The sequence below is a fragment of the Paenibacillus sp. FSL R7-0331 genome (genome assembly GCF_000758645.1).
GTDB lineage: Bacteria > Bacillota > Bacilli > Paenibacillales > Paenibacillaceae > Paenibacillus_AQ > Paenibacillus_AQ camerounensis.
Genome location: NZ_CP009284.1, coordinates 1708901 through 1727001, shown reverse-complemented (window position 1 = coordinate 1727001; position 18101 = coordinate 1708901). Strand labels below are relative to the sequence as shown.

General features: G+C 46.6%; 12 protein-coding genes. 1 reads left to right on the top strand and 11 read right to left on the bottom strand.

Translation table 11 applies throughout. The features are described 5' to 3' along the window. Positions 1-99: 99 nt before the first annotated feature. The 5 genes from R70331_RS07230 to R70331_RS07210 all read right to left on the bottom strand — a co-directional run bounded on the left by R70331_RS07230 (position 100) and on the right by R70331_RS07210 (position 6831). Complete coding sequence (locus tag R70331_RS07230) at positions 100-900, bottom strand: carbohydrate ABC transporter permease (RefSeq protein ID WP_442950576.1); 801 nt, start codon at positions 898-900, stop codon at positions 100-102. 47 nt (positions 901-947) lie between these two features. Further along, a complete protein-coding gene (locus tag R70331_RS07225; protein WP_042174107.1) occupies positions 948-1859 on the bottom strand; it encodes a carbohydrate ABC transporter permease in 912 nt (303 codons plus the stop codon). 84 nt (positions 1860-1943) lie between these two features. Beyond that, positions 1944-3251, bottom strand: coding sequence for an ABC transporter substrate-binding protein (locus tag R70331_RS07220; RefSeq protein ID WP_231576420.1), 1308 nt, complete (start codon positions 3249-3251; stop codon positions 1944-1946). Positions 3252-3437: 186 nt separating this feature from the next. Further along, positions 3438-5030: a response regulator gene (locus R70331_RS07215; RefSeq protein WP_042174103.1), complete on the bottom strand. Its 1593-nt coding sequence runs from the start codon at positions 5028-5030 to the stop codon at positions 3438-3440. Further along, positions 5023-6831: a sensor histidine kinase gene (locus tag R70331_RS07210; protein ID WP_042174101.1), complete on the bottom strand. Its 1809-nt coding sequence runs from the start codon at positions 6829-6831 to the stop codon at positions 5023-5025. The genes R70331_RS07215 and R70331_RS07210 overlap by 8 nt, the downstream gene beginning before the upstream one ends. Positions 6832-7036: 205 nt before the next feature. Here R70331_RS07210 and R70331_RS07205 point away from each other — a divergent pair, with 205 nt between their 5' ends. Further along, positions 7037-9199, top strand: a complete 2163-nt coding sequence (locus R70331_RS07205) for a carbohydrate-binding protein (RefSeq protein ID WP_197071402.1) — start codon at positions 7037-7039, stop codon at positions 9197-9199. Between the two features lie 300 nt (positions 9200-9499). Here the strand turns inward: R70331_RS07205 and R70331_RS07200 are convergent, their stop codons facing one another. From R70331_RS07200 to R70331_RS07175, 6 genes are all read right to left on the bottom strand, one after another. Continuing rightward, positions 9500-11062, bottom strand: a complete 1563-nt coding sequence (locus tag R70331_RS07200; protein ID WP_042174099.1) for a glycoside hydrolase family 43 protein — start codon at positions 11060-11062, stop codon at positions 9500-9502. 47 nt (positions 11063-11109) lie between these two features. Next, positions 11110-12000, bottom strand: coding sequence for a carbohydrate ABC transporter permease (locus R70331_RS07195; RefSeq protein ID WP_042174096.1), 891 nt, complete (start codon positions 11998-12000; stop codon positions 11110-11112). 20 nt (positions 12001-12020) lie between these two features. After that, entirely contained in the window at positions 12021-12950 is a 930-nt protein-coding gene (locus R70331_RS07190; protein WP_042174094.1) for an ABC transporter permease, read from the bottom strand. Between the two features lie 84 nt (positions 12951-13034). Further along, positions 13035-14564: an ABC transporter substrate-binding protein gene (locus R70331_RS07185; RefSeq protein ID WP_042174092.1), complete on the bottom strand. Its 1530-nt coding sequence runs from the start codon at positions 14562-14564 to the stop codon at positions 13035-13037. 129 nt (positions 14565-14693) lie between these two features. After that, a complete protein-coding gene (locus R70331_RS07180; protein WP_042174090.1) occupies positions 14694-16289 on the bottom strand; it encodes a response regulator in 1596 nt (531 codons plus the stop codon). After that, positions 16289-18070, bottom strand: coding sequence for a sensor histidine kinase (locus R70331_RS07175; protein WP_042174088.1), 1782 nt, complete (start codon positions 18068-18070; stop codon positions 16289-16291). The genes R70331_RS07180 and R70331_RS07175 overlap by 1 nt, the downstream gene beginning before the upstream one ends. Between the last annotated feature and the right edge of the window lie 31 nt (positions 18071-18101).

Genomic DNA, 18101 nt, shown 5'->3' with positions numbered 1-18101 from the left:
ACCCCTTTAGTTATGATATTTCTTTTCATGTTCCGGTATCTTAATCTTTATTCTCACCATAAATCATACACTCCAGCAATGGCTTATGGAAGCTATCTTCTACAGCTTTCCGCCGGATGTTGCAACACCTTCGATAAATTGCTTTTGGAAGAAGACATACAGAATCAGCATGGGAATAATCGCAAGCACGGAGGCTGCCATTAATTCGGGATAATCGACCGAATAGGCTCCCTGGATTTTCGCCAATGCGGACGACAGGGTTGCGGCATTCGAGTTCGTATTAACTATCATCGGCCACATCAGATCCTTAAAGGCGAACAACGCGGTAAATATGCCGAGCGCCACCATACCCGAGCGGACGAGAGGAAGCATGATTCTTATGAACGTTTGTCCGATATTACAGCCGTCCAGTTTAGCGGCCTCCTCCAATTCCTTCGGCAATCCCATAAAAAACTGACGCATTAAAAAGGTTCCGAATGCGCTCACAAGGCCTGGAAACAGCAGCGCGAAAATCGTATTTCGCATCCCTAACGAATCGACCATCAAGTATTGCGGGATGATGAAAATCTGGGTAGGAACCATCATTTGAAAAAGAACGAGTCCAAAGAAAAAACCGCGTCCGGGAAACTTTAGACGGGCGAAGGCATAAGCGGCCATGGCGCTAAACACAATGGAACAGATTACCCTCAGAACGACCATGGCGAAGGTGTTCCAGTAGAGCCTGGGAAAGTTGTTTTGCCGAAGCACTTCGATATAGTTCCCCCACCTCCACTGCGAAGGGAAAAAGACGAACGGGTTCATGGAAGTAGATTCGGTTACGGACTTAAATGAAGTAAGAAGCATCCAGAAGAAAGGCAAAATCATTAGTGCAGCGCCGATGACGAGCAATATATGAATCATTAACCGACGGGGGGATCGCATTTTCTTATCCAAAGCATTAGTCCTCCTTACATGTAGTTGACCCATTTTTTCTGCCCTCTCACCTGAAGGAAGGTAATCAGCATGATGATGGCGAGCAGCAGAATAACGATTGCAGATCCGTACCCTTTGTTGGAATATTTAAAGGAGTTATTATAGAACAAATACACAAGGGAAACGGTATGTTCATAGGCCGGGCTGGTCACATCAATCATCATATAAATGACATCGAATACCTGCATGGCCTGAATGACCGAAGTTACGACTACAAAGAATAATGTCGGTGATAAAAGCGGAAGCGTAATGACAAAAAATTGCCGCAGCTTGCCGGCCCCATCAATTTCGGAGGCTTCGTAGAAATCTTTAGGAATCTCCTGCAAACCCGCCAAAAGCAGAACCATATTGTACCCGATAACGCTCCAAATCCCAATAATGGCTATAGAGATTAGTGAAACATTCGGATTTCCTATCCAATCGACGGCTTTAATACCGATTCTAGACAACACGTAGTTTATTAAACCGAAATGCTCATTGTAAAGCCATCTCCATACCATAGTGACAGCAGCGGGAGCTGCAACCATCGGAATAAAGTAGATCGTGCGGTAAAGTGACTTCCCCCGGATCTCACCGTTCAAAAGTACGGCGACGATTAGAGATAAGGCGATACTAATGGGAACGACAAGTAAGGCATACAGCATTGTATTACCGACGGCATGCCAGACTTGGACGTCATCGATCATCTTGCGGTAATTATCCAGACCTACGAAGACGTTGCCCCGGCCAAAATCTCCGCTTTTAAAGAAGCTTAGATAGGCCGTTTGAATGATGGGAATAATATTCAGCACGATAAGTCCGATAATGGTCGGCGCAATCAGAAACCAGCCCCAGGACCATTCGTTCCATGTTTGTCTGGAGATTCTTCTGGATACCTCTTTGTTCATGGATTGTCTCCCTCTCCTATCCTTTCGCGGCAGCATTCCGGCTGCCGCGAAAAAGGATGACTTATTCTAGTAATATTCTCAGCCTTACTTTTCCTGAGCCAGGCTTTCGTTCATCACCTTGCCCGCATTCAGTGCTGCTTCCTTAACCGGAACCTTGCCGGTAAAGGCCTGTCCAAGGACTTCGTTGACCTTGTCTTCCCATACCGCCGTCGTGTTCGAGTACGGACGGATAATGCCGTAATCGACCATGTCTACAAACGCTTTGATGTTAAACGTTTTATTCGAGGATATCCATAAATCGGCTGCGCCCTTGTATGCCGAGATGGCAACGCCGAGCTCAGCTTGACGCTCTTGACCTTCCTTAGAGCTAAGATATTCGACGAATTGCCAAGCTTCCTCCGGATGCTTGGTATTAAATGCAACGGCATGGCCCAAACCGTTATAAATGGAAGCCTGCTTCTCCTTCTTAGGCAGGACGGCCACATCGAAATTCTTAGCCATATATTCATTTTCAGTAAAGCCGGACAGATTCCATGAGCCAAAGTAACCCATAGCTACCTTACCGTTCTTGATCAGCTCGGCACGTTCCGCATCGTCAAAGACGGCGGGAGAGAGACCCTCTTTAACGAAATTGACATAATACTCGAGAGCTTCAAAAGTCTTAGGATCGTCGTAGCCGGATTGTTTATCATCCGTGATAACAGTGCCGCCATTCTGATAAATGAAGTTATAGTAGCCTTCCTGATTGTGCAGTGGAGCCAGAAATCCATAAACGCCGTCCTTCGTCAGTACTTTCGCCGCGCTGTATAAATCGTCCCAAGTCCAGGTTTCGTCCGGGTGCTTCACACCCGCTGCGTCAAACATCGTCTTGTTGTACCACAATCCAATCGTATCGAAGTCCTTGGGAATGGCATATTGCTTGTCTTGGAAGTTATAGATCCGGTTCAGTCCTTCCGGATAATTTTCTAGCTTGACCGATCCGCTGTTCTTAATTCTGTCACTCAGATCGAGCAGCATTCCGTTGGAGGCGTAACGATAAATTTCGTTGGAATGCATCCAAAATACGTCCGGCAGCGATCCCCCTGTCGCTCCCGCTTCGAGCATCGTCCAATAATCGGACCATCCCGTCACTTCGATATTGATGCTGACATTCGGATGATTGTCTTCAAACTCATCCGCCATCATACGCAACCCTTTTTCCTGATTCGAATCCCAGATCGCGTACGTAAGGGTAACCGGATCACCACTTGGCTTCTGGCTGGCGGAGGCTGCCGGAACTGAAGACGCTTCCGGCAGCGCTGAAGACGAACCGGATGTGTTATTACCGCCGCATGCAGTAAGAGCGGAAGCGGCAATTCCGATTGCCATTAATACGGATAAACGTTTTTTCACTGAAAGACCCCCTAGATCATTAAATGTCTTGGTACATATATGATCTTAACTGGTCCTTCCTGTGAGCTAAATCCACATCCTTTACGATTGTATCTCCTTTCTTTACCTCTTCATTCCGCATCAAAAAAGCGCATAGGTCCCTATGCACTTCTTTTACTATTCCTATTCTATTATTTACTTTAATCGTCAGCCAGAGTTGGCCCGGTATTCCTCAGGACTTAATCCGGTCACTTTTTTAAATAGTTTGCTGAAGTATGCCGTATTGGGGTAGCCAACCCGATTAGCGACTTCATAAATGAGGATACTCTTATCCTTCAGTAATGCCTGTGCCTTCTCAATACGTATCTTGGTAAGGAAATTTATAAAATTCCCACCCGTTTCCTGCTTGAATACCCGGCTGAGGTAAGAAGAATTCACGTTGATAAAGTCTGCAACGGATTGCAGTGAAATATCCTCCGCATACCGCAGCAGCAGAATAGTTCTTGCTTGTTCTGCATAGCTCTGGGGGCGCTCGGGCCGGTCAAGGTTATGCTGTTCGCACTCAACTAAATACCGGCTAACCAACTGCTGCACCCCCTCTAAAGTCTCTTCGAGAAGAATTTGCTCGTAAATGTTGCGTCCATCATCGCTTAAAGCCGGCAGACTTGGATAACAGGAAGATATCAGAGATAACAATGACAAATTAGCTTTACGAGCAGCTTGTTCGGTATAGCCATCCTGGCGAACCCTCTCGTTTAGCATGCGCATGAAGAGGAGGGCTCCTTCAGTGGAGCTCTCCACCTCCGAACGAAACTTCCTCTCGTCCTCTGGGGCAATAGGAAAGATCTCCAAGCTCCTAGATTGTTGTGAAATTCCGTCATAATATACAATTCGCTCCGCCCCTCCAAAGAACAGACTCTTCAGCGCCATGTCGGCCTCCCGGTACGCCTTCTTCAGTCCGCCAAACCCTGGGGTGACTGAGCTGATTCCTATTGTAACGGTGATGTTGAGGAAATCCTTTAACGTTTCCTGAATTCTGGCAAACAAAGCGTTATAAGAACCCATCTCCGTTCCCTCCAGCGCCACCTCTTTCACATTCATAACGAGCAAATACTCCGCGGAATTTTCGACAATAATTTCGCGTCTTCTCTTTCGTGAAATGATCTCCTCCAAGATGTTAACAACAGAATATCTAAGCAGCTTCGCGTCCTGCTCCACGTATTTCCTGCGGATTTGTTCAAACCGATCGATTCTCAGCTTTATCAAAACCATAGGACCCTGTTGAAGGGAAATGTTCAACATACCGGCTTTCTCGATGACCTCCGTTTCCTCGCGAAACCCGCTGAGCAGTTCCTTGAACAGAGTTTCCTTTAGATAGCCAATCCCTTCCTTCAGCACAGCGGCATCTTCATCTTTGGAAGTCTTGGCAATGCGCTTCTGCACCTTGTCCAGTACATCCAGCAGTTCTTGCGGCTTGATGTCGCTCTTGATTAAATAGTCCTCAGCTCCAAGCCTGATTGCTTCCTGTGCATAATGGAATTCATCCAAACAGCTTAAAATAACATAGCGGCAGCCCTCATGTTTGCGGGAATGTTCTCTTATGAGTTCAAGTCCGTCCATGATAGGCATCTTAATGTCCGTAATGATAAGCTCGGGCTGATGAAGTTCCGCGAGCTCAATCGCTTCCTTGCCATTAGCTGCTTCGCCGACAATCCGGAAGCCCCGCTTCTCCCAATCAATCATCGACATCAGTCCGATTCGCATGAGCAGCTCGTCATCGACGATAAGCACCTTATGCATTACCGGTTACCCCCTTCTTTATTCTGGGTATCGTTATGGTAAAATCTGTTCCCTTTCCTTGCTCGCTACAGAACGTAATACCGTAACGCTCACCAAATACTCTTTGTATGCGTGTATGTACGTTTAAAACGCCAATACTGCCGGGAGGCCCCTCCGGTTTGTATAGCCGCTCTCTTAATACAGAGGCAGCAGCTTCATCCATTCCAGCTCCATTGTCACGCACCTGAACGGCGATTTCATTCATACCGATGGGTATCACTGCTATTGTTAAGCAGCCGTCTTCAATGTCTGCTATTCCATGAAAGATGGCGTTCTCTACAATCGGCTGAATGCTCAACTTCAGAATTTCATAATCGAGTAAAGATTCATCCAATTCATAATGTACTGTGATGCGATTGAAATACCTCACCTTCTGGATTGTCAGATAATGAACGATATTATCCATTTCTTCGCGAATCGGAACCATCCGATTCTCGGTCTTTGAGGAATACCGCAGGATCGATATGAGGGCTTCTGTCATCTCGACGATCTTATCTGCCCTTTGCATGGAAGCAATCCACTTAACCGAATTCAGAGTGTTGTACAGAAAATGAGGGTTGATCTGGGCTTGAAGCGCCCGGATTTCCGCTTCTGCCTTCTCCTCCTGCTCTTGATAGATACGCTCGACAAGCTGCTTAAGCTCGGATGACATCTGCTCGAAGCGTTTAGCAAGAAGTCCGATTTCATCATTGGATCGGACCGAGGGCAAATTGTCAAACTTCCCCTGCTCAACGAGCGTCATGTTTCTCATCAGCCGTTTAATCGGTCTCGTAATCAGGTTGGACATATAAAACGAGCTGATAACAGCGAATAAGACCAGACCCATGACGATGAGCCATAAATTTCGTATCAGAATATTCCCCTCCATACCCAGTTCTTCCACAGGCATGTACAGATAAGTCGTCCAATTATGGGCTTCAAATGCCGAATGAATGAGAATATAGCTTCTGCCTCCGGACTTAACGACTTCTCTTGGAGGTTCTTTATCAATTTCAGCATCCGTAACAAACAGGTCGCTGAAGGAGCGGCCGATTCGCGAATAATCGGTATTAAAGATCACATGGTTCTGTTCGTCGACGATTGTGAAGGCGGAACGGCTGCTCTCCTGCAGCCGCTGGTTCACCTTGTTAATGAAGTCGATATCAATGCTTATCACCATAACTCCCAGCAGCTTGCCGTCCTCCAGATCAAAGATCTTACGCAGATGATAAATTGTCCAATTGTTCTCTTGCTTCGTCTGCAAATCTATACGGGAAGGCAAGTCCTTGGTTATGTCCTCCTCCGCCAGAAACTTGGTGAACCATGTCTCATTACGGGGGTGATACATGTAGTCCACAGGTTTGTTTGTACTAACCATCAGGTCCTGACCGCCGTTCAAGTTATAAATATAGACCGAGAAAGCCCGTTCCTTCATCGTAATGTAATTCATCAACAGCTGAGTAGCCTGATTCTCGTTGCTCTGCGAAGGATTCTTAAGATAATTCTGTACCGGATAGTTCTCTTGGGAAACGGCGGAGACATAGCTATTGATTCCGTAGCTGGAGATGAGGGAGATTTGCTCAATATCCTCCATGAATTCCTCAATGCGGATATTCGATTGACGGGTGATGTCCTCCAACAGATCGGTGTACTTGCTCTCCAGCATTTGTTGTGAAGAAATATAAGAATTGATAAACAGGATGATGATTGGGATCAGGATCGAGAGGATAAACAGAAGCACCATCTTATTTTTAATGCTGATGAATTTGAATTTTTTGTACATGAGAATCCCCCCATACCCCAGTATTACATCGACTCTATAATATTCTCTCACACTAATGATTCGCTACCCCCAATTTTAGATCCTCGCCTAAATAGACCCGAATGTAAAAAAATGAATGGTATGTTGTCAAATTAGTACATTTCAACATATAAACCGTTTCTTTAAGCTTAATACTGTATTATACATTTAAGGAGGAATGGTGAAAATGAAGAGATCCAAATGGATGTCCGCATTTCTTGGCGCTGCCCTTGCTTTAGCCATATTGCCCGCGAATACAGGACACGCAGCGAACTCACAATTTATTGTCGATTTATCCAAAGATACCGGCGCCATCAAATACGGAGCCACCGGCTTTCTCTATGGTCTCAGCGATCCTGGCATTCCAAGCGACAATATGCTCATCCCTCTTAAGCCGCAGACGATTTCTCAAAAAGCCCCGAATGGACTGCAACACCCGAATGGCGACGCTTTGGTAGTTGCTCCCCAATTTATCCGGGCGGGCGGAAGACAAATCCTGATTGAAATGCAAGATATCTATCAGAATTGGCCCTATGAGAATAACGGCCTGACCGATTACTTAACGAAAGTAGATGCGATAGTCAATAACGTACTTGCAGACCCGAATAAAGAGGTCTATGCCTTCATTCCATTTAATGAACCCGACTGGATTTGGTACAATTCTACGAACAAGCTGCAGAACTTCTTTAACGACTGGAAAACCGTCTATCAAAGGATCCGTTCGATTTATCCCAACGCAAAAATTGCCGGCCCAACTTACTCTTACTATAACGCGAGTGTTTACAGCCAGTTCATGACATTTGCCAAGGACAATAACGTACTGCCTGACATCATGCTGTGGCATGAGCTGGACAATTCTTTCTTCACGGATTGGGATACGCATTACAATCATTACCGCGGAGTCGAAGCCAGTCTCGGCATTACGCCACGACCAATCGTCATTAACGAATACGGAAGAGCGTCGACCGACATCGGCGTTCCAGGAAATCTTGTTCAGTTTATCGCAAAGTTTGAGAACAGCAAGGTGGACGGCAATCTTGCCTATTGGACTACAGCCGGCGCTTTGAATGATCTGGTCACCCAGAATAACAGGCCGACAGGCGCATGGTGGCTTTATAAGTGGTACGCCGATCTGACGGGCAGAACGGTGCAGGTCACACCTCCCTCCCAGAATGGCTCACTTCAAGGAGCCGCAGCGCTGGATAACGCGAAGAAGCAGGCGCGTATTATTCTGGGAGGCTCGCTTAACAGTACGGATGTGTTCGGCACCGATGTGGTCATCAAGGGCTTCGGTTCCGCTTCCTACTTCGGAAGCTCTGCCCACGTCACAGTATGGGGAACGGATAACACGGGAACAAGCCCCGCAAATGTTCCGTATGTAGTGCAGGAGGGAGACTACCCGGTTGTAAACGGACAAATCGTTGTACCTGTCAATGGGATGAAAGCACAATCAGCGTATCAGTTGATCATTACCCCGGACAAGGACTTGTCCCCGGTTGGCAGCTCTACCCGCTATCAGGCGGAATATGCCGGGATTACGGGAACTGCCGCAATTACTTACGGAGCGACAGGAGGTTACTCCGGCACTTCATTCGTTGAAGGGTACGGCGCAACCAACAACGCCAGTACTAACTTTGTAGTAAGCGCGGCAGCGGATGGTTATTATAACGTCACGGTTCGCTATGCAGCCGGTCCGTTTGGCAGTGCACCTACAACACGCAACCTCCGTATGGATTTGAACGGTAGTACGCTGACGGACTTATCCCTGCCGGCGACAGCCAGCTGGGATACATGGAACAGTTCAACTATTCGTGTCTTCCTCACCGCCGGAATTAACAGAATTAGTTTGAAAGCGTTCACAAACAATGAATCAGATGCGGTTAACATCGACTATATCGATGTCTTACCTACATCGGGCAATATTACGACATATCAGGCGGAGGCAGCCGGCAATTCGCTCGGCGGCAATGCTGCCATCTCCAGCAGCTCCAATGCGGCAGGCGGCAGCGTAGTGAAATGGATCGGGGCGGGATCCGGGAATTATTTGCAATTCAATACCATCAACGTGCCGGTTTCAGGGCTTTACCGGATGATCGTTACGCATGCCAACGCGGAAGTTGTAGGAACACACGCATACAACAACAATATTGTGAACCGCTATGCAGATATCAGCGTTAACGGAGGCCCGGCGCAGCGCCACTATTTCCGCAATACACTGAGCTGGTCCACCTTCTATACAACGGTCGTCGACGTACAGCTGAACTCCGGCAACAATACGATTCGCTTCTCTAACGGCACAGCCTACGCTCCGGATATCGACCATATTTCCATAGCCGCTGCACGGGACTGACGCATTCTCTATAGCACTTATAAGAGTGGTATTTTTGAGATAAATAGTGATGGCCTGAGTCTTGAATCTAGGTGACTACGGCCATCCCTAGTTAACGCTTTATTATACAGTTTCAGAGGAGATTGAAGCCGTTTGTGTTTGTTCCGCTTGTAATACTCGTGGTAATCATCCCGTTGTTATTTCAAGGAGTCGGGTAACTCCGTGCTGTCGCGTTAATTATTTCAGATATACAAGAAGGCAGCATTACATCCCCGCGGGTGTATGATGCTGCCTTCTTATATTATATTTTAAGCCATTTAATCATGTACTTTCCTTTGGTAAAGCCCAGTAATCAAAATATTTAAAATAGGCAGCAGACTGACTTGGCTTTCCGTTTCCAGTCGCATACATACCGAAGTATACGCCAGTGAATCCGCCGGCAACCTCAGTGGCCAAGTAAGAGCATTCGCCTCTGCCGATGCTGATTTGCTCCTGTCCAGGCAAGGAATAACTAAAGTTGTAACATAATGAATCCGCCCGGATATTTAAAATCACTTCACTTGCATCCAGTTCATTCTCCCACTCCACTCTCCACAGAGAACCAATACGCCGGCGCAAAAACAGCGCCTTAAGTCCGTTATTATTTCTTACTCCAATCTCATAATGGGCTTTTTCATTCATGTAGACAGTTAGTCCAGCCTCTTCTCCATCAAGCTCTGGCTCAAATGCCATCAATGCAGATACAGAACAATCAAAATCCTGCTGCCTGCGGCCGACAAAAGCCAGCTGCTGTGAATCGTCCAGCGTATACTCTGTTCCGTGTAGTGTCAGACAGCCTTTCCGTTCAGTAAGCGAGCTGCTGTGTTCACGCGGGTTCTTATAAAAGTTCCACTGGAAGCCCAGCTCGTTACTGTCGAAATCATCACGTCCGAAGCGGGATAACGCTGGATTATACTCTTTGAAAAAAGCCGGTCCCTCCATCTCGATATCCACTCTGCCGTTTTCTCCAATAAGCGGCCAGCCATCTTCCGTCCAGGTTACAGGTGCCAGATATGTTTCTCTGCCTAAATGGTGGTGAAAAGGATACCCGATAGGCCGGATGCCGAGCAGTACAGTCCACCAAGTTCCATCATGCGCCTGGACAAAATCAACATGGCCCGTGGCCTGAACAGGATGGCTAATGCTCCTGTGCGAAAGAACGGGATTGTAAGGACACGCTTCGAAGGGTCCATACGGCTGATCGCTTCTGGCGACCGTTACCATATGGCCATATTCCGTTCCGCCTTCCGCAATGACTAAGTAATAGCGGTTATCTATGTTGTACAAATGTGGTCCTTCAGGGAAGCTACCGCCTGTTCCTTCCCAGATCAGCTTTCGCTCTGTCAGTATTTTACCGGTAGAAAGATCAATTTCCGCCTGATAAACACCTGGAACGACATCCAAATGACCTCCCGTACCAGTAATGAATACTTTTCCGTCCGGGTCAAAAAAGAGCGAAGGATCAATTCCTCCCCAGTCCTCCAGATATATAGGTTCTGACCAGGGGCCTTCCGGCTTATCTGAATGGATCATGAAATTCCGTCCGCCAACCGTATTGGTTGTCACAATATAGAAATGCCCGTTATTAAAGCGGATCGTTGGCGCATAAATGCCCATAAAGCTGAATAAGGGTTCACTGCCCCCTTGGCTGCCAAATAAAGGCACCTGACTCTCTCTCGTTAATCCGTAGCCGATCTGCTTCCAATTGACCAAGTCCTTGCTATGAAATATTGGAAGCCCCGGGAAATATCCAAACGAACTGTTGACCAGATAATAGTCTTCATCCACCCGGCAAATACTGGGGTCCGGATAGGCTCCGCTTACAATCGGATTACTGAATTTCATTCTCCATACTCCTTATCTTAAGTTAATCGCTGCTCTGTAATGTGTTTTTATTTTACAGCGCCAATGGTGATCCCTTTTACGAAATACTTTTGAAAAAATGGATATGCAATCAGAATAGGGAGAACGCCGATCGCTGCAATAGCCATTCTAACGGAAGTGCTTGGCAGTTCCGCTATCGCTGCTCCGGTATTCATCCCAGCAGCATTACTGTTGCTTGTCAAAAATTGAATGTCCATAACCATTTTGGTAAGAATCGTCTGAATCCCAAACATCCTCGTGTCGGTAATATAGATCAAGCCGTTGAACCAGTCATTCCAATAAGCGATAGCCTGGAATAACCCAATCGTTGCCATAATGGGCATGGAGAGAGGGAGAATGATCCGGTAAAAAATTTTGATTTCCCCAGCTCCGTCTATACTTGCCGCATCAATTAAAGCAGGCGGAATAGAAGTAAGAAAGAACGTTCGGACCAGCAAAATATTAAAGCCATTCATGAGCAGGCCGGGAAGAAGCAAACCAAAAAAGGTATTCTTGATATCAAAAATCTGCGTGTAAACCAGATAAGTTGGCACCAGCCCTCCATTAAAGAGCATGGTAAAAAATACTACAAATGTCCAGACTCTGTTCAGAGGCATATCTCTCCGGGATAACGGATAAGCCAGCATCGAGGTAATAGCCAGACTTATCGCAGTCCCGACGGTCGTAATGAGTATGGTTATTCCATATGCTCGGCCCAATTCTAATTGGTGCTGCCAGAGATACGCATATGCCTTTAAGCTGAACTCTTCCGGGAAGAACGAGTAGCCCTGCCGGACAATGCTTTCTTCACTGCTGAACGACGCGATAATCAGCAGTGCAAAAGGGATAAGACATGCAGCGGAAAAAAATCCCAGCACCGTATTTGAGATCCACCGCATTACTTTACTTTCATTGAACACAATTAGGTCACCCCGATTCTTTAGAATAAAGCATTATCTTTGCTTACCTTGCGGACAACCAAATTCGCCCCGAGCACAAGAATAAATCCAACGATGGACTGATACACGCCTGCAGCTGATGCCATGCCCATATCACCGGATACCATCAACCCTTTGTAGACATAAGTATCAATTACGCTGGTTGTATCTGAAATGAAGCCGGCATTCATCGGCACCTGATAGAACAGGCCGAAATCGGAATAAAAGATACGCCCAATTCCCAGCAACGTCAGCATAACGATGACCGGTGTAATCAACGGAAGGGTAATTGAGCGAATTTGCGCCCACTTGGAAGCTCCGTCCAAGGTCGCCGCTTCATAATATTCTGTATCAATACTGATAATGGAAGCCAGAAAAATGATGCAGCTAAAACCAATGGATTTCCATAAATGAATAATCGTTAAAATGAATGGCCAGTATTTAGGCTCGGTATACCACGAAATCGGCTCAATACCCAACATGGGGAGCACAGTTTTGTTCATAAAACCCGTTTCCAGGCTGAGCCCGGCATAGGCCAAATAGCCGATAACTACGAATGAGATCAGGTGCGGAAGTACAATTACACTCTGATAGAACCGGGATAATAACTTTTTCTTAATTTCATTGAGCAAAATGGCAAAAGCAATGGCAAAAATCGTCCCCAGCACGATGAATACCACATTATATAAAATCGTATTTCTCGTAATGATGTAGGCGTCACTGGTCTGGAACAGATATTTGAAATTCTGAAAGCCGATCCACTCGCTGCCGAAGATCCCTTTAGTGAAGTTAATATTTTTGAAAGCTATGAATATCCCCAGCATTGGCAGATAATTATTGATCAGCAGATAGACAATTCCCGGAATCATCAGTAAGTACAGGGGAAGATATTTATATGTTTTATTTCTCCGCTTCAGCCTTGGCTGCTTCATACAACTGCACTTCCTTTCCCTTGACGAATAGCCTTAAAAAATACGATCCAATCAGCGTCCCACTGATTGGATCGGAAGAATCCCTTACTTCGTTGTATTGCCGGCAGCCCATTCATCTAATTGCTTCTGTTTTTCTGTGATGATGGTATTGATTCCGGCATCGTCCAGCTTCTTCAGGAATTCCGGAAGCGCTTTATCTAGTTCAAGCACTCCGCTTTCAATCGCTCTGCGGTACTGGTCAAGCACCGCATTGCAGGCAGCAATTTCGGCTTTTACGGAGTCGCCGTTAAAAGTAAACCCGAGAGCTTTGGATTTAGAGGCAGATTGGTTGAACTCATTCATCTTCACATACACTTCAGGGTCATCCCCCTCAAAGACATAGGAGAGGAATTGATTACCGTGCATCCAGCCGTCACTTTTATATCCGACATTGTCGCCCGTAACACCATCGGTATATTTAATTACATTATCCGTTCCTTCAACCTTCACATAATGCTTGCCTTCAATGCCCCAGTCAATCAAATTCACGATATCTTTATCGGTGTACATCAGATTCAGGAACTGCAGTGCCTTTTCCGGCTGCTCCGAAGTAGCTGCAACACCAATAGCAACGTTTGTAACCGTATCCGTCATTGCCACCGGTGCTTGGGTACGTGCAGCTACCATATCCAAACCAACGTTTCGGCTCTCCTGTGTTTCAAATCCCGGCTTCATGGCGGATAACCAGCTTGCCGCCTTACCGGATTTCACCATGACATTATTTAATTCCGGACTGGTTGCGGCATCCTTCACCAGATAGCCTGCCAGATACCATTCGCGGATCTTGGTCACAATCTGTTTGTATTCTTCGGATGCGAACAGATTAACCACCTTCAGATCGTCAAGGCCATGGTTAAGCAGGACACCCAGATTATTTCCGAGCGGGTCCTGGATGCCGTAGGTACTAAGAATCGAACCATTTGTCAGGTTGGTAGCGCCGGCCATTCCCGGTTCCTTCTCTTTAACCACCTTGAAAATTCGTTCAAAATCATCAAAGGTTTTGACATCTTCCAAGTTAATGTTATGCTTCTCTACCACATCCTTGCGGACTACAATACCGAAATCCTGAGCCAGATCGCGGAGGCTGGGTACGCCGTAACTGACGCCGCCAACCTTGGTAGCGTTATAGTAATCGACACCCAAAGCTTCAATTGTGCCCTGTGCATTCGCTTCCATAATATTACCAATCGGATATAAGGCACCCCTGGCTACCTGGTTGCTGTAGTTACTAAGCATGGCGAACATATCCAGCTTTTCTCCACTAGATAACATCAGGTTAATCTGATTCGTGAAAGCGCTGTTGCTGATTGGCAGCAGCTTGACTTTAATATTGATTTTGTCCACCGAAATCTTGTTAATGGCTTCCTGCACCTCTTGAATGTCAGCAGGAACATTAGAGAATGCCGGATAGGCATATACAACCTCATAAGGCTCCTCTTTACCACCGGCTGAATTGGCAATGCCGGCCTCTGTATTTCCTCCGGAAGCGTTGTTACCGCCGGAGTTTCCTGAACAAGCCGTTACTGCAAGCATGAATACCAGCAAGAGACTCAACCAGCTAAGCTTTCTTTTCATTCTTCATCCCCCTGTATCGCTTTGTTTGGAATCGAATTGATATCGAATCTGGTTATAATATTACAGCGGGGCCAATCCCCTCACTACTCTGATTTCGACCTCACAGTTGTACATTTTCGACCTCTCTGTCTATAGTTTATGTTTACTCCGGTAGTTCTTCGGATTCATCCCGACCATCTGCTTGAATCTCCGGGAGAAATGGGCCAGATTGGTGTATCCTGCCCGGGATGCAATCGATCCGATCGGCAGATCCGTCTTCGCAAGCAAATCCTGGGCCAGCAGCATGCGCCGGGATACGATAAACTCCGTGACAGAATAACCGGTTTCCTTCTTGAACAGCCTGTCCAAATAATCCGGATTCAGAAAAACATGATTGGCCACGGCCTCCCGGGTCAAATCTTCGGCTTCTAGCGCCCGAAGGATGAAATGTTCCGCGTCTTTTATAATCGGCTGCGATTGCTGGACGGTCCCTATATAATCCATCGCTTTGGAAATTGTATGCTTCATCCAGTAGATCATATCTGTCAAGGAGTGGACTGCTCGCTGGAACAGGATGGATGAGGTTTCATCATCGAACAGAAGCTGGGCCTCAATGCCGCTCAGCTTCAGCACATAATATACCATCTGCAAAAAGTTATGGTGAAACCGGTATAAGCTGTCTGCATCCAGAGTTTCCGCATCACTTAGGCTGCGGAGAAACATCTCCGCCTCTGCGGTCACCTTATCCCCATGTCCCTCCTTCAGCAGAACAGACCAGATATTCATGTCCGGCAGAACAATCGACTGCTGGCTATACGGTTTATTTCTCCACAACAGTACTTTATTGCTGTGGGCTACATTGTGTTTGTCCCATTCAGCCAGCCGGCTTACCATATCAGTTAATTCATGACTGAGAACCTCGTTACCAATGTAGATAGCTACATCGCAGTAGAAATAGGAGCTTGCTGTAGCGATAAATGCTTGCCCGTTTTTCTGCAGCCTCTCCTGGATTTCAAATGTATTCTGCTCCACCGGAATCAGTGCCAGCAGTTTACGCTCCGGCAAACCGAACAACAGGCCGCTGCCCTGAACTCCAAGCAGTTCTGTACCGGAGTTTATCAGTGCATATTCAATAATTTTTTCGTCGCGGGGCTTAAAGGACTTGTTGTAGCGCTGAATAGATATGAGTACGGGCAGAAGCTTCATCCCGGTATCAAAGGGGATGTTGCGTTCCTCCGCTTCTTTTCGGATCAGCTCCGGATTGGAAGGGATCGTATGATTGATAATATCCAGCCAGAAGCGTTCTGCCAGAAGCGGCTGATGCCTTGCCCAGAATTCGCCGAACCGGCTGTACTGCTTCGTCTCCTTATCTTTATGAATCTTCTCCACAACTCTGCCGGCAACATCACACAACTCTCCTGCTGCAACCGGTTTCAATAAATAATCGAAGCTTCCTAGCTGCACTGCGCGCTGCGCATACCTGAAATCAGCATGGCAGGTCATGAACACCGATTCGGTACGCGGATAATGCTCTCTGACCCAGGCCAGCAGCTCGAGCCCGCTCCCCTGCGGCATTTCAATATCGCACAGCATAAAATCCACCTGTTCGCGTTCATAAAAATCTTTGGCTTGACGGGAATTGTATGCCGTATAGACAGGGCCAATCCCTAGAGATGCCCATTCCACTTCTTGTCTTAGCGAATCCGCAAACAGCTTCTCATCGTCCACAATCAGCATAGTTAACATTAAGCAGTACCTCCTGAGTTGTAGTTTGCTTTATTCTCCGGTTCAAAAGGCAGCGTAATATCGATCACGGCTCCATGCGGGCCAGCATTTCGGAGGGTAATTTCTCCCTGTCCATGGTAGAGGATGCGCAGCCTCTGTTTGAGGTTTCGAATACCGATATGTTCACCCTCCTCATCGACAATGCGTTCTTCTTTTTCAATCAGCCTGATGATTTTTTCTTGAAATCCAGGGCCGGTATCCCGTATCTGAATCAGAATTCCCTCCTGTGGCTCTTCCTTCATCTCCAAGTCAATATACAGGTACACCGGATCATCTAAAGTAATGGCATGCTTAACTGCATTTTCCACAAAAGTCTGAATGACCAGCGGGGGCACCGGCGTATTCAGCAAAAAATCGGGAGCCTTGATCTCATGGATAAGCTGTCCGGGAAAACGCAGTTCCTGTATTCTTAAATAGTTTCTGACATGCTGAAGCTCATCTCTCAGGGTGACGAAGCTTAAATTACTCTGGAACATGTAACGGAAATAACGGATTAGATACAGTGACAGCTCTTCCAGCAGCTTCATTTGCTTAGTCCTGGCGAGCGTATGCAGTAAATTCAATGTATTGATATAAAAATGGGGTTTGATCTGCAGCTGCAGATGCTGAAGCTCGGCCTTCTGCTTGTTCAGCTGCTCTTCATAGACGTTAATCCGCAGATTTTTGATTTGTTCCATCATATTGTTGAACGTATCGTTTACTGTAAGGAATTCAATGGAAGTTGGGAACTGCTTAATCTGCGTGTCCAGATTCCCCTGCTGTATCCGGTTCATCGCTTTTAACAGGCGGTTCAGAGGAATAAGCAGCGTTTTGCGCAGCAGCACCAGGCCTAGCAATAAAATGAGAATTGAAGCAAAGGGGAGGATAAAAGAGATTGCCCGGAGTGTCGGCAGCTGCTGCAGGATTTTTTCCTCCGGAATAAAAGCATACAGGCTGAAATCCCCTTCGTGGGAACGTTCCCCGACTGTCAGGTAGCGGTCCGGTTCCCCTGTTAAATAATAAGACGCTTCATCCAGCTTAATCTGAACCCCTTTGTCACGGATAAAGCTCTGATTAACCAGCGCGTTACCGCGGTCGTCTACGAGCAAAGCCGCTCCCTTCTCCCCGATCCCCAGAAGCTCAAGCGGAGTTTTGAAGGCATTCATATTGATCCATGCGCCTACCACCGAAGCATTCGGCATCACAAAGAAGCGGATCAGGTAAGTCTGATCGCCGCTTCTCTGAACATACCAGTTCTTCATATGCTGGCGCTGCAGGCTTTCGCTTTTGCTTACATCGCTGACAATGTAGTCTTTAAGGTACATCCTGTCGATAAAGGTGGATCTGGTCTGGAAGGAATACAAAAAATCATTATCCGCAGGCAAATATACAAATAATCCATCTAATACAGAGTAACGCAGGATGGAATTTGAAAGATTGTTATTAATACGCTGTTTTACGAATAGGCGCTCGTCAGGCTCGGTGTAAAAATTATAGTCCGACAGCTCCGGTTCAAGCATTAGGCCGTTCAGATAGTTATCCGCCTCCTGCAGCCGGGCATCCACTTGGCTCCGGTATAAAGACAGAAGATCCTTACTCGATTCCGCCACCTGTGTCCGCACCGTATGTATGGCATACACGTTGGAATAAATCAGAAATGCAACGAGCGGAATGACAATCATGAATAAACCAAGCATCATTTTCACACGTATGGACTGCCAGCTCAGATAAGGAGCCTGCCGAATATTCAGTGTCCGAAACATAATGATCTTCCTCTCTATGTTGAGAATATAG

Coding starts and splice junctions, on each gene's coding strand:
- R70331_RS07230 (WP_442950576.1), bottom strand. CDS start 900: ATGATTCATATATTGCTCGTCATCGGCGCTGCACTAATGATTTTGCCT.
- R70331_RS07225 (WP_042174107.1), bottom strand. CDS start 1,859: ATGAACAAAGAGGTATCCAGAAGAATCTCCAGACAAACATGGAACGAA.
- R70331_RS07215 (WP_042174103.1), bottom strand. CDS start 5,030: ATGCATAAGGTGCTTATCGTCGATGACGAGCTGCTCATGCGAATCGGA.
- R70331_RS07210 (WP_042174101.1), bottom strand. CDS start 6,831: ATGTACAAAAAATTCAAATTCATCAGCATTAAAAATAAGATGGTGCTT.
- R70331_RS07205 (WP_197071402.1), top strand. CDS start 7,037: ATGAAGAGATCCAAATGGATGTCCGCATTTCTTGGCGCTGCCCTTGCT.
- R70331_RS07200 (WP_042174099.1), bottom strand. CDS start 11,062: ATGAAATTCAGTAATCCGATTGTAAGCGGAGCCTATCCGGACCCCAGT.
- R70331_RS07190 (WP_042174094.1), bottom strand. CDS start 12,950: ATGAAGCAGCCAAGGCTGAAGCGGAGAAATAAAACATATAAATATCTT.
- R70331_RS07185 (WP_042174092.1), bottom strand. CDS start 14,564: ATGAAAAGAAAGCTTAGCTGGTTGAGTCTCTTGCTGGTATTCATGCTT.
- R70331_RS07180 (WP_042174090.1), bottom strand. CDS start 16,289: ATGTTAACTATGCTGATTGTGGACGATGAGAAGCTGTTTGCGGATTCG.
- R70331_RS07175 (WP_042174088.1), bottom strand. CDS start 18,070: ATGTTTCGGACACTGAATATTCGGCAGGCTCCTTATCTGAGCTGGCAG.